The following is a 13,220-nucleotide window of genomic DNA, read 5'->3' on the forward strand; positions in this document are numbered from 1 at the left end:
TTAATCTTCGTAATAAATGCGTTTCACGCGCTGGCCAATGCCTGTGAGTATTTCATAGGCAATGGTTTTGCCCCAGGCAGCCACCTGCTGTACAGGAAGCTGGTGACCAAAAATCTCTACCTCATCGTTTTCCTGTACACCGGGTATGCCGGTTACATTTACCATGGTCATATCCATGGCTACATTGCCTATCACCGGGGCCAGCCGCCCGTTGATGTACACCTGCCCTGCCCCGTTACTGAAACGGCGGCCAAACCCATCGGCATAACCAATGCGGATGGTGGCTATTAAGGAATCTGCTGTTATTTTCCCCTTCCTGTTGTACCCTACCGTATCACCGGCAGGCACATGGCGCAATTGCGCAATGGTGGTTTTTAGCGTAGCCACTGTTTGCAGGTTCATGTGCTCGTTATTGGCACTGTCAATGCCATACAACCCAATGCCAAGACGCACCATATCAAACTGCAGGTCGTGCCTGCGGCTAATGCCCCCTGTGTTGGATAAATGCCGGATAAAACGGTAACCCAATTGTTGCTGCAGCAAAGTGCAGGCTTCTGTAAAACGCACGGCCTGCAGATCGGTAAAAGCATCATCACCGGGGTCTTCGCTTGATGCAAGGTGGCTGAATACAGATTTTACACGCAGGTGCGTGCTTTGTGTGAGCAGGGCCTGCAGCGCTTCCATATCGTGTAATTCAAAACCAAGCCGGTGCATGCCGGTATCAATTTTAATGTGCACGGGATATTGCTGCAAACCCTGCTGGCGAACATATTGCTGAAAGGCAGTTAGTATGCCGAAAGAAAATAACTCGGGTTCCAGGTTATACTGCACCAGCACTTCAAACGCGGCTTCGTCTACATTCATGATTAAGATGGGCAGGCTAATACCTGCCTTGCGCAGCTCTACGCCTTCATCGGCATATGCAACGGCGAGATAATCTACTTTATGAAACTGCAGCATACCGGCAATTTCAGCACTGCCGCTGCCATAACCAAAGGCTTTTACCATGGCCATGAGCTTAACGCCTGGTCTTAATTCCTGCTGGTATTGTTTAAGATTATGCACCAACGCAGAGAGGTTAATCTCCATCACGGTCTGGTGAACCTTCTGTCCCAGCCAGTTGCTGATGCGTTCAAATGCAAACACGCGTGCACCTTTCAGCAACACATATTCATCCCTGAAATGGTGGGTGGTTACTTTGTGCAGAAAAGCATCGGTGCTTTCGTACAGTTCTATGGCAGGCGCATCGGGCATGTTTTCCAGCAGGTGTTTTACCTGCTGCATTTGCGTGCCGATGCCGATAAAACGGCTGATGCGGCGCATGCTTATTTCGGCAGCCACCTGCCTGTACAGCTGCGCAGGGGCCATACCTGCCTGGAATATATCGGAGAGTATTACAGTTTTGCGATGCGCGCCTGCCTGCTGCACCAGGTGATCCAATGCAATGGTTAATGAAGCCAGGTCGTTGTTGTAGGCATCGTTGAGCAGGTAACAGCCGTTCACGCCTTTCATCAGCTGCAAACGCATGTCTACTGCCTGCAGGGCAGGCATGCGCTGCTGTATTTTTTCTGCTCCTGTTTGCAGGTACAGCATAATACAGCAACAGGTAATGGCATTATCTACAGATGCCTTATCGGTAAATGGTATGGCAAAGGAAAATGTGGTATCTGCATAGCGCACACGCAGCTGTGTGGTATCCTGCGCAGGATTTTGTTCTTCCTGTAACAATTTTACCGTGGCATTGCCCGAACGGCTCCAGGAAAACAGCTGCAGCCCGGCAGGCAGCAAATGGCGGTCATCACCGGTTATGTCAATACCCGCCTGCGCCAGGTTTTCTGTGCAATACACAAGCACCTGGCTGTTGCTGAACAGGCGTAATTTTTCCAATGCTTTTTCGCGGTAGCCGGTAAAGCCTTCGTTGTGCGCTTCACCGATATTGGTGAGAATGCCTATACCTGGTTGTATAATGGCCTGCAGCCTGGCCATTTCATGCACGGTAGAAATACCGGCTTCCAGTATGGCGAGGTTGTGCTGCTCACTCATTTGCCAAACACTAAGTGGCACACCGGTTTGGGAGTTATAACTGCGCGGACTTCTTACAATGGTATAATCGGGTGACAGCAATTGATACAGCCATTCTTTCACGATGGTTTTGCCATTGCTCCCGGTAACGCCAATTACGGGGTAGTGAAATTGTTTGCGGTGCCAGGCAGCCAGTTGCTGCAGGGCATCGAGCGTATTGTTTACAAAAACAATATTGGCGCCAGTTAATGCCGTTGTATCAAAGCCTTTGCGCACCATAAAATTGCGCACGCCGCTGTTGTATACTTCGGATATATACAGGTGCCCATCGTTACGGCCGGTTTGTAAAGCAATAAATAAACTTGTTTGCGGAAAGGCAATGCGCCGGCTATCGGTTAACAAATATTCCACCAGGGCAGCCGGCTCAGCTATCTGCGAAGGCGCATTTAATACATCTGCTATCTGCTGTATGGTATATTGGTTCATAACATGCGTTTATGCCTGCGGTTGTTTTTTCAGCAGGGATGCCACAATTGATCCGGCAATGCAAAGTACAATTACACCCAGTGATAGGTAAATGGAGATATGGATATCGAAAAACTCAATCAGCATTTTAATACCGATGAATACCAGCACCACGGCAATACCCTGCTGCAGGTACACAAAGCGGTTAACAGCACCACGCAGCAAAAAGAACAGGCTGCGCAAGCCCAGTACCGCGAAAACGTTGCTGGAGTAAATCACCAGTACTTCATCCGGTGTAAATGCCTGTTTGGCCGAGCTGCGCACCAGGGTTACCACGGTGGGTATGCTATCCAGCGCAAACACAATATCGGTTGCAGCCAGCATCAGCACCACCACAGCCAGTGAAGTAAAATACCATTTGTTCTGGATGGGAATTACATATTTGCCATTGGCCTGGCGGTCGGTTATCCTGAATAATTTTGTTACTGCCTTGTATACTTTTGATTGCTGCGGATCGTACTCATCATCTTCTTTGCGGATGAACAATTTAATACCTGTGTACAGCAAAAAGGCGCCGAACACGTACATGAGCCAATGGAAACGGTTAATGAGTTCTATGCCAAGTGCAATAAATATCACCCTGAATACAATAGCCAGCAAGATACCTACCAGCAGGGCGCGGCCTGCATCCATTTCATTTACCTTGAAAAAGCTGAAGATGAGGATAAACACGAAGATATTGTCGATGCTCAGGCTCCATTCCATTAAATAAGCCGAGATGTATTTTGTAGCTACATAACTGTCTTTTTCTATCCATAAAAAAGCCCAGAATACCATAGACAGGCCAACCCAGAACAGTGTTTGCCACAGCGCTTTTTTAATGCTTACGGTGGCATGTTTTTTACTCATCAGTCCCAGGTCGAACAACAGGGCCAGTACCAGTACTATACCAAATACAATATATGCCAATTGTGTAGTGCTCATGATAGCCAGGGTTATGCAGCGTATTTGCGTTTGCGCTGCCATTGAAAAATTAAGCCAGCCAGTAATACCAGTGCCACGGGTAAACCTATGTTAACCAGCTGCCAGCGGGTGCGTTGCCCGGCTACTTTCTGCTTGTCGAGCAAACGCAGCGTAACATCTTTATTACGCGCCTCGTACAAACCGTTGTTGCTTACCAGGTAATCGAGGCAGTTCAGTAAGTATTCGCGGTTGGCAAACCGGTAATTCTCCATGGGCAGCATACCCATGGCCAGCGGACCGGTGGTATTGCTTACTGCGTTGGTTACCATGTCACCGTCTGAAGTAACGATTTGCTGCGTAGGTTGTTCAGCTACCTCGGCAAAAGGTTTACCCAGGGCATTGGCCACCGAATCTTTTACCTGCTGCGTAAGCCTGTTGGCAAACAAAGAGCGGAAACGGCCTTCGAGCAATACGGATACCGGCACATGGCTTTTATTAAAAGTAAGCAGTTCCTGCTCTGTGGGTATATTGATGGTAACCATGGCAGGTGAGCTCAGCGAACGGCTGTTGGTATCTGTTGCCAGCAACACGGTTTTGCGGATGCCTTCTGCTTTTACAGTGTCAATGCTTGAAGGAAATATGGGCAGCACCCTGTCGAGGTTTTTGGAAATGGGGTTGTTGTTTGGCGCAGACAAAAACGGGTAGTAAGGGAAGGGTATTCGCTGCATGCGCGGACTGTTATCCGGGTTGTACCCCACCACCACGGGTATTTTAGAACAATTGAGATCCTGCAGCAGGTCGCCATTTACGCGAACACCATATTTAAACAGCAGGTCGTCCAGGTCAAGGTTGCGGTCGTAAGCAACAAAGTCAGCTTTGCTGCGCATCAGGCTGTCCAGCTCGGCGTAGAGTTTATCTACAAACCACAATACTTTACCGCCGTGCATTACATACTGATCAATTTTCAGTTTGTCTTCATCGGTAAATTGCTGCGTGGGTTTTACTATCATCAATGCATCTATCTGCTGCGGGTTGGGGTACGATTGCTTTAAATCGAAAATACCCAGCCTGTAATCGTTGCGCATGCTTTGAATCAGGTCGTACACACGTGCACTGCCCGGTTCGCCGTTACCGATGGCGTAGGCTATTGTAGGCACGTATTTGCGGGTAAGCCGGTCAATGGCATTGGCGAATTTATATTCCAGCAAAGCTTCCGCTGCATTGCGGGTGGCTTCTTTGTCTTCCTGCGGCACATCGTTCAATACATTAAAGTTCTTGAACACTTTGCGGCTGCTGCGCAGGTCAATGACCACGGGCGGCCTGTTGCCGCGAAACACCAATGCTGAAGGAATGATCAGCTGGTTTACCGATTTATCGTTGTTGCCTGCAGCCATATCTTCACTTTGCTCAAACACCACGCCCATGCGGGCCAGGCTATCGTACAGCGCCAGTCTTTCCGTATCAGCCAAATCAGCCCCCGGCCTTTCAAAACGCACGCGTACTTTATTGCCGCTTAAATCCCTGAATTCATTCAGCAGATCGCTGGTGGCGCTGCCAAGTTTTTTATAATCGGCCGGCAAATCACCGGTTAAAAACACCTGCACCATTACAGGCGTATCGATGTTGTTGAGAATTTTCCTGGTAGCGTTGCTCAGGCTGAAACGCTTTTCTGCAGTAAGGTCTGCCCGGTAATGAAACAGCGAGGCAATATAGGTAAGCGCCACAAAAAACGCCAGCACACCCAGCCACCAGTATTTATGTTTTATGCTTTTTTGAATAATGCTCATGATGGGGGGATTAACGTTTTACCAGGTTGCGTTGGGTGATGAATAGGAACAGTACAATAACGCCGGCGAAATAAATAAGATCACGTGTGTCAACCACACCACGGCTGATGCTGGTATAATGAAAATTTATACCGAGCATTTCTATATAATAATCGGCCCCTGCCTTAAATACAGGCAGTTTGCTGATGGCTTCAAAACCGGTGTACAGGAAAAAGCAGATGAATGCACCTGCAATAAATGCGACAACAGTATTGTTGGTAAAACTGCTGCTGCAGATGCCTACGGCTGTAAACACAGCGCCCAGCAATAACAACCCTATATAACTGCCAATGGTGCTGCCTGCATCAATACCGCCTACTGCACTGAGCTGCTGCATAGAAATGGCATACACAATAGTGGGCAACAACGCTGCGAATACCACCAATAGCGCACCCAGGAATTTGCCCCATACAATTTGCGCGGGTGTAACAGGCCATGTTTTCAGCAGTTCGAAGGTGCCGGTTTTGTATTCTTCGGCAAAACTGCGCATGGTAATAGTGGGCACCAGGAACAGGAGTATCCAGGGGCAAAGGGAGAAATAACCATTTAATGAGGCGTAGCCAAAATCGAGCAGACTGGTGTCGGGAAACACAAACAGGAAAAGCCCGTTAAGCAATAAAAACAGCAGAATGGCGATATAGCCGGTAAGGCTGCTGAAAAACTGCTGCCATTCTTTTTTACATATCATCCACATTGGCCAAAGCTAAGTATTTTGCGTTTATGGTTCAATGGTTTAAGGGTATACGCAGCTGGCTTATTCCCTGCTTTACCTGGTCAATGGCATAATTCACCTGTTCTTCTGTAGTAAAGCGGCCCAGCGAAAAACGCAGCGAGCTGTAGGCCATTTCATCACTTAAACCCAATGCTTTTAATACATAACTCGGCTCCATGGTAGCCGATGTGCAGGCCGAGCCGGATGAAACGGCAATATTTTTACCAAAGCCCATCATCAGCACTGAACTTTCCACGTTGCTGAACGAAATATTGCAAACATGCGGCAACCGCTGTTCCGGGCTGCCATTCAAAAAGGTGTCTGGCAACTGCAGCAGGGCTTCTTCCAGTTTATCGCGCAGTATCCGTACCTGCCGGCTGTCTTCTTCCATTTCCAGCCTGCACAATTCGCAGGCTTTGCCCAGCCCAACAATACCCGGCACATTCAGTGTGCCGCTGCGTATACCGCGTTCATGGCCGCCACCATCCAGCTGCGCTGTGATTTTCACCCGTGGGTTTTTACGCCGCACAAACAGCCCCCCCACCCCTTTGGGGCCATAGAACTTATGTGCACTAAACGCCAGTATGTCTATATTATCCCTGTTCACATCTACCGGTATTTTACCTACTGCCTGGGTAGCATCTGTAAAAAACAATACCCCATGCCTTCGTGCAATAGCACCTATTTCGGCAATGGGTTGCACCACACCGGTTTCGTTGTTGGCATACATAATGGCAATCAAAACTGTTTCACCGGTAATGGCGGCTTCAAGCTGCTGCAGATCTATCAGTCCTTCATTATTTACAGGTAAATAGGTTACTGAGGCTCCGTTTTTCTCGGCATGTTTACAAGTATCCAGTACGGCTTTGTGTTCGGTTGCACAGGTAACCACATGATTGCCTTTTGAAGCATACATTTCCAGCACACCTTTAATGGCCAGGTTAACGGCTTCGGTTGCGCCGGATGTAAAAATCAGTTCTTTTACTTCTGCACCTACCAGTTGCGCGGCCTGTGAACGGGCATACTCTACTGCTTCATCGGCTTCCCAGCCATAGGCATGGGTTCGGCTGGCTGCATTGCCAAAATATTCGCTAAAATAAGGCAGCATGGTTTCCAGCACCCGCGGGTCAACAGGGGTGGTGGCGTTGTAATCGAGATAAACGGGCAGTTTTAACATGGCTCATCGGGGTTTTGCTATGGCTGGTACTGCAAAAATAGGGCAATAGTGCCCGCAGGCCGGCCATTGTTTCTTAAAACGAAAATGTACGGGCCAGTTGCATAAGCGGCTGTGCTAAAAGCAGCAAAAAGAATGTTAACTCTTCCCGGCGATTAAGCGAATGATTGCGTAAAAGGGTCTAACCAACGTACTCAAACACAAATTCTATGAAACGGATCATACCATTTGCAGGGGCAGCACTTGCGGTTGTATTGCTGTTGCAAAGCTGCAGCAGCAGTACCAAACTTACCAACAGCTGGGCAGCACAGGAAAGCGGCACCAATCACAATACTCCCAAAATAAAAAAGGTAATGGTGCTGGCCATGTTTAACAATGCCAGCAATATGTCGTTACGCACCAATATGGAAAAAGAACTGGTGCGCGATTTAAAAGCCTACCGCGTTGATGCCGTAGGTGCGTTGCAAACGTATGGACCAAAAGCTTTTGATGGTTTAACCGAAAACCAGGCCCTGGCCAAGTTGCGTGAAAGCGGCTCAGATGCCGTGCTCACGGTTCGCCTGCTCGATAAAAACAAGGAAAAACAATATGTGCCCGGCCGTTATGCCCCTTACCCGTATGGTTTCTGGGGTTATTATTCTTATTATTCACCCATGATGTACCAGCCGGGTTACTATGCCAACAGTGTACAGTATTCATTTGAAAGCAACCTGTATGGCTTAAATGATAGCCAGCTTATTTATTCTGCCCAATCATCTGCCCTCGACCCCTCTTCACCACAGGGTTTGGCCGATGACTATGCACGGATGATTGTAAAAGATTTACACAGGAAGGGAGCGATTGGAAGGTGAGATGGTTCAAGAAGGTTCAATTGTTTAAAGTTTGATGTTTAACGTTTGTGCGTTAAGGCAGTTCAAAAGTTCAAAGGTTCAATTAATACACGTGGTAAGGGTGTTTTACAATGGAACTGTTGAACAGTGAAACGCCGGAACAATGTATTGGAAGACGGTTCAGTTGCAAGGAATGTTCGGGAGTTCCCGCAGGGTAAGCAAAGAGGCTAAAGTGGAGCTTCTGAACATTTTACACCAGGGCATTCAATTGTTTCAGAGTTTACATGTTCAGGAAAGTATATGAGCATGTGACTTCAAATGGAACTATTGAACAATTGAACCTTTTAAACTTCCGGATCCGGAAGATGATCAATTTGATTGGCGTAAAAGAAGTTGAAGTTAAAGCCCGATCTTTTCTATTGCCAGTTGTGCGGCTATCTGGCTGGCGTCTTTTTTATTGAACCCTTTGCCTTGTGCCATGGTTTCGCCATCGAGTACGGCGGCAATGGTAAATACACGGCGACCGTTCTCCATTTTTTCTTCCACGGTTTCAAATTCAAGGATTTTGCCGTTTTTACTGGCCCAGCCTATCAGTTTGTTCTTGAGGTTAATGTCAATTTGTTCGAGATCGTCTACGAACAGGTGGGGCATTACGATACGCTGCAACACCCAGCGGTGGGTGCGTTTGTATCCCTTGTCAATGTACACAGCGCCAACCAGTGCTTCCAGGGTATTGCCAAAAATCTGGCTGCCTTTCAGCGAGCTGTCAAACTTATTGTACATGGTGAGTTTCTTCAGGCCAATTTTAAGTGCAATATCATTCAGCTGCTGCCGGTTTACCATTTTGCTCCGCATTTCGGTAAGAAAACCTTCGCCTTTATACGGGTAGCGCTTAAACAGGTAGTCGGCCACAATAGCGCTTAACACAGCATCGCCCAGGTATTCGAGCCGTTCGTTGTTTTCTTCGGGCCCCTCTTTTACCGAGCGGTGACTTAATGCGGTGCGGTATAACGATTCGTTACCCGGCTTTATACCCAATAAGTTCTTCAGCTGTTTGTCAAACGACTGCTTCGATTGCTTCTTAAAAATTTTCTTCAGAATTTCCACAACCTTAAGCTACATATTTTTTTACTATCAGCGAAGCATTGTGACCGCCAAATCCGAAAGTATTGCTCAAAGCGGCGTTAACGGTACGTTTCTGTGCCTGGCCAAAAGTAAAATTCAGTCGTGCATCCAGTTCGGGATCGTCAGTGAAGTGATTGATGGTGGGTGGAACAATATCATGCACCACGCTCATTACACAGGCAATGGCCTCGATTACACCGGCAGCACCCAGCAGGTGGCCGGTCATCGATTTGGTTGAGCTGATATTGATATCATAAGCATGTTCGCCAAATACTGCCTGTATGGCTTTCACTTCCGCCATGTCGCCAAGCGGAGTAGAAGTGCCGTGTACATTGATATAGTCGATATCATCTGCTTTTAAACCGGCATCACTGAGGGTGGCCAGCATTACATTCTTGGCTCCAAGTCCTTCAGGATGAGGGGCTGTAATATGGTGTGCATCTGCCGTAGCACCTGCACCACCAATTTCACAGTAAATTCTGGCGCCCCTTGCCAGCGCATGATCCAGGTCTTCCAGCACCAGCATACCTGCACCCTCACCCATTACAAAACCATCGCGGTCTTTGTCAAACGGGCGTGAGGCAGTGGCCGGACTGTCATTACGTTCACTCAATGCTTTCATGGCATTGAAACCGCCAACACCTGCTTCGCTTACCACGCTTTCGCTGCCACCTGCCAGGATAATGTCTGCCTTACCCAAACGAATCAGGTTAAATGCATCCATAATAGCATGGGTAGAAGAAGCGCAGGCAGAAACGACTGCATAGTTGGGGCCGCGAAGGCCATGACGCATAGAGATGTGGCCTGCTGCAATATCCAGGATCATCTTGGGAATGAAGAAAGGATTGAAACGCGGTGTACCGTCTCCTTTTGCAAATTCTACTACTTCCTGCTGAAAAGTGATTAACCCGCCGATACCGCTGGAGAAAATAACACCAATGCGGTCGGCATTCATGGTTGTTGTATTAATGCCTGCATCCTGCACTGCCTGATCGCTTACTACCAGGGCAGTTTGCGTAAAGCGGTCCAGCTTGCGGGCTTCTTTTTTATCCAGGAACTGTGTGGGATCAAAATTTTTCAACTCACACGCAAACCTTGTCTTAAACTTACTGCAATCAAACTGTTTGATATAATCGGCGCCGGATACACCATTGATTAATCCATTCCAGTATTCCTCCAAATTATTGCCAATCGGGGTTATTGCTCCAATGCCAGTTACAACTACTCTTTTTAATTGCATATATGGTAAGCCCTCGGTTCAGTGTTTTGAAAGTGTAAATCCGCCCTTCGGCTGCAAAATCTGCTTCCGTAAGGCGGATTGAATAATATCGCAATGAAAACGGCTATGCGTTACTTAGCATGCTCTTCCAGGTACGCGATAGCCTGGCCAACTGTAGTAATGGTTTCAGCTTGTTCGTCAGGAATGGAAATATTGAATTCTTTTTCGAATTCCATAATCAACTCTACGGTGTCTAAAGAATCGGCACCGAGATCGTTGGTGAAAGAAGCCTCATTGGTTACTTCAGCTTCGTCTACTCCTAATTTGTCAACAATGATCTTCTTAACTCTTGTTGCGATGTCTGACATTTTGAAAAAGTTTTGTTACAGGCGCAAAAATATAATTTTTGAGAAACCAGCAAGTTTTTCGGCAACTTTTGTTTTTACAGTGGAAAAGTATCCCTGCGTTCGCCGCTTTTGCTACGTTACTCACCGCTATTAAACAAAAAACGCTCGTAATATGTTTGAACTGCCCTGAAGTAGATGGTCAGCAACAGTACCATAACCGTCACAACACCCAGTGTCACACTGTTTTGGCCATGGTAACCTACTGCTGCCAGCACCAGTAACAACCGGCCGTATTCCAGGTAAAAAACCCATTTTTTCTGCTCCAGGATAGCACCGGTATTTACCAGGCTTACCAATATTATCCCCGATAATAACATGCACTGCACACCCGAAAGTTGCGCAGAAAACAGTGTTACCAGGAATAAAAGCAGCAGCGAGAAGCCGGTTTGCCATAAAATATATTGCCGCTGGGCACGTGTTGTGCTGGCAGTTCCGGGTGCCGTTAACAGCTTTTTTTCCAGGATCACCCTTGCCCCGGGGTCCATTGCTGCCGGTTTGCCAAACAATATCCGTAACCTGGTTTCCCGGTTGGGGGCTGCCGCACAGGCATGCAGCAACTCCAGGATATAGTGAAAATGCTGCCATAAAAAGCTGTAGTGCCCCAGCGGTTTGGTGAGGCCGTAAGTAATCGGCTCCTCATCTTCTTTACAAAAGGTGCCGAACAGTTTGTCCCATATTATCAGTACATCCCCATAATTTTTGTCGAGGTAACGCTCGTTCGAGGCATGGTGCACCCGGTGGTGCGAGGGCGTAACCAGCACATATTCCAGCCAGCCCAGCCTGCCAATGGTTTGGGTATGAATAAAAAACGGGTACAACCCGTGCACCAGCAGCAGGGTGGTAATCATCTCCGGCGGAAAACCTGCCACCGGCAGTACCGACCAGAACAGGCTACGCACCGCAGCCTGCAACACGGTGATGCGCGCCGATACCGTGTAATTAAAGTCTTCGCTCTGGTGATGCACCACGTGCACGGCCCAGCCAATATTTATTTCGTGTGCCAGCCGGTGGTACCAGTACCACACCAGGTCGGTTAACAAAAACAGCAACAGCCAGTTGTACCAGGTTGCCTGCAGGTGAAAAAAGGCAAAATGGACGTACAGGTAGCGGAAAAAATAAAAAAACAGCAGGGAGGTAAACACATCACTCAGCCGTTCGGCGATGCCTGTGTTAATATTGGCTACCGATTCGGTAAAATGGTAAAAAGGCAGACCCTTCCTTTTACAGTACAAATATTCCCAGCCTATAAACACCAGGAAGAACGGAACAGCCAAAGCCATCAGGTTGAAATGCATAGAATTTATTTACTCTATCAAATTAGTAGACTATTCAAAAATAAAAGAACCTCCTTAAAAGGCAAAAAATAGTTGCACCGCCGGTCATATAGCGGTTATTTACAGCAGGCAATTTGCTAACTTGCACACGCGGCCTGCCGGCCGTTTTACCTAATTCCCAATAGTACTAAGTTCATGGCCATCAAAATAATTGATCACGGCACAAAAGAATACCGACAGATGGTAGAGTTGCGGCACCTGATTTTAAGGAAGCCGCTAGGATTGGATTTTGTTCAGGAAGAACTGGAAAAGGAAAAAGAAGATATTCTCATTGCCTGTTTCGACGACGACAAAATGGAAGGTTGCTGTATGCTTACCGATAATGGCGACAAATCTGCCCGCCTGCGCCAGATGGCTGTTCTCTCCGGTTTACAGGGCAAGGGCCTGGGTCGTGTGCTGATGCAGTTTGCCGAAAACATTGCACGTGACAGGGGTTTCCGCAAAATAATTATGCATGCACGCAAAACCGCAGTTGGCTTTTATGAAAAACTCGGCTACCAGGTAGTTGGCGAAGAATACGAGGAAGTCACTGTTCCCCATTACACCATGGAAAAAATATTAACTGCGCGAATGTAATACCAGCGCAAAACCGTATGCTATTATAACAAAGCCGGATCATCTCCGGCTTTTGTTATTTATTTATATTTTACTTTCTTCTCAATTTTGCGCCCCAGCAGCCCGCGTAATTCATGGCTGAACTCGGCTGTCATGTTTTCCTTAGGCAACAGGAAAAAGGAACGTGCCGAAAAATACAGGTGAAAAAAATTCGGGCTTTCAAAATAATGCGCAAACTGTTTCCATTCCCAGTTCACATAACCGCGCCCGTTTTCGAGGCGAACATTGGTTTCATTCAGAAAAATGGAAAACCGGTCTTTAAATGTAGCCGAGCGTTTGTAAATCGTTACCGGCAATATATACCAGAAGGTCATCATCATCAGTAACCACAGGCACGAGCCCAGCAAAAACGGCTCGGGGCGGATCTTTTTCATGTAGAAAAGAACGGCCGCTACTATCGCGAATACATTCACTAAAATTACCAGTATGCGTATCTCCGGACGTGTAATAAAATGATACCGCAAACCCTGAATCACCTTTTTTCTGTCGTATGAAAAACTTAGCTGCATGGTGTAAAAGTATCCAATT

Annotated in this window: 12 protein-coding genes; 2 read left to right on the top strand and 10 right to left on the bottom strand. The window is 47.4% G+C overall.

What is annotated here, in order from left to right:
- The 5 genes from DXN05_RS01590 to DXN05_RS01610 are packed head-to-tail and all read right to left on the bottom strand — an operon-like array spanning position 1 to position 7,165.
- Positions 1-2,508 (bottom strand): bifunctional UDP-N-acetylmuramoyl-tripeptide:D-alanyl-D-alanine ligase/alanine racemase, encoded by a 2,508-nt coding sequence (locus tag DXN05_RS01590; protein WP_116845455.1) that lies wholly within the window; start codon positions 2,506-2,508, stop codon positions 1-3.
- A 9-nt stretch (positions 2,509-2,517) separates the two neighbouring features.
- The gene (locus DXN05_RS01595; RefSeq protein ID WP_116845456.1) at positions 2,518-3,471 is read right to left on the bottom strand and encodes a TerC/Alx family metal homeostasis membrane protein; all 954 of its coding nucleotides are present in this window, start codon (positions 3,469-3,471) and stop codon (positions 2,518-2,520) included.
- 11 nt (positions 3,472-3,482) lie between these two features.
- Entirely contained in the window at positions 3,483-5,237 is a 1,755-nt protein-coding gene (gldG, locus tag DXN05_RS01600; RefSeq protein ID WP_116845457.1) for a gliding motility-associated ABC transporter substrate-binding protein GldG, read from the bottom strand.
- A gap of 10 nt (positions 5,238-5,247) precedes the next feature.
- A complete protein-coding gene (gene gldF, locus DXN05_RS01605) occupies positions 5,248-5,970 on the bottom strand; it encodes a gliding motility-associated ABC transporter permease subunit GldF (protein ID WP_116845458.1) in 723 nt (240 codons plus the stop codon).
- Positions 5,971-6,001: 31 nt separating this feature from the next.
- The gene (locus DXN05_RS01610) at positions 6,002-7,165 is read right to left on the bottom strand and encodes an IscS subfamily cysteine desulfurase (RefSeq protein WP_116845459.1); all 1,164 of its coding nucleotides are present in this window, start codon (positions 7,163-7,165) and stop codon (positions 6,002-6,004) included.
- A gap of 206 nt (positions 7,166-7,371) precedes the next feature.
- Between DXN05_RS01610 and DXN05_RS01615 the strand changes: the two genes are divergently transcribed.
- Entirely contained in the window at positions 7,372-8,013 is a 642-nt protein-coding gene (locus tag DXN05_RS01615; RefSeq protein ID WP_116845460.1) for a hypothetical protein, read from the top strand.
- A 378-nt stretch (positions 8,014-8,391) separates the two neighbouring features.
- Here DXN05_RS01615 and rnc read toward each other — a convergent pair whose 3' ends face one another.
- From rnc to DXN05_RS01635, 4 genes are all read right to left on the bottom strand, one after another.
- Positions 8,392-9,099 carry a ribonuclease III gene (rnc, locus tag DXN05_RS01620; protein WP_116845461.1) on the bottom strand — a complete coding sequence of 236 codons (708 nt, stop codon included), beginning with the start codon at positions 9,097-9,099 and terminating at the stop codon, positions 8,392-8,394.
- Positions 9,100-9,103: 4 nt separating this feature from the next.
- Positions 9,104-10,357 (bottom strand): beta-ketoacyl-ACP synthase II, encoded by a 1,254-nt coding sequence (gene fabF / locus DXN05_RS01625; RefSeq protein WP_116845462.1) that lies wholly within the window; start codon positions 10,355-10,357, stop codon positions 9,104-9,106.
- A 110-nt stretch (positions 10,358-10,467) separates the two neighbouring features.
- Positions 10,468-10,704 carry an acyl carrier protein gene (locus tag DXN05_RS01630; RefSeq protein ID WP_116845463.1) on the bottom strand — a complete coding sequence of 79 codons (237 nt, stop codon included), beginning with the start codon at positions 10,702-10,704 and terminating at the stop codon, positions 10,468-10,470.
- Positions 10,705-10,820: 116 nt separating this feature from the next.
- Positions 10,821-12,038, bottom strand: coding sequence for a sterol desaturase family protein (locus tag DXN05_RS01635; RefSeq protein WP_116845464.1), 1,218 nt, complete (start codon positions 12,036-12,038; stop codon positions 10,821-10,823).
- A 174-nt stretch (positions 12,039-12,212) separates the two neighbouring features.
- On the opposite strand from DXN05_RS01635, the gene DXN05_RS01640 reads away from it, so the two are divergent.
- Complete coding sequence (locus tag DXN05_RS01640; RefSeq protein ID WP_116845465.1) at positions 12,213-12,653, top strand: GNAT family N-acetyltransferase; 441 nt, start codon at positions 12,213-12,215, stop codon at positions 12,651-12,653.
- Between the two features lie 59 nt (positions 12,654-12,712).
- Here the strand turns inward: DXN05_RS01640 and DXN05_RS01645 are convergent, their stop codons facing one another.
- Positions 12,713-13,201 carry a YcxB family protein gene (locus DXN05_RS01645; protein WP_116845466.1) on the bottom strand — a complete coding sequence of 163 codons (489 nt, stop codon included), beginning with the start codon at positions 13,199-13,201 and terminating at the stop codon, positions 12,713-12,715.
- Positions 13,202-13,220 lie beyond the last annotated feature (19 nt).

Source organism: Deminuibacter soli (assembly GCF_003412455.1).
GTDB lineage: Bacteria > Bacteroidota > Bacteroidia > Chitinophagales > Chitinophagaceae > Deminuibacter > Deminuibacter soli.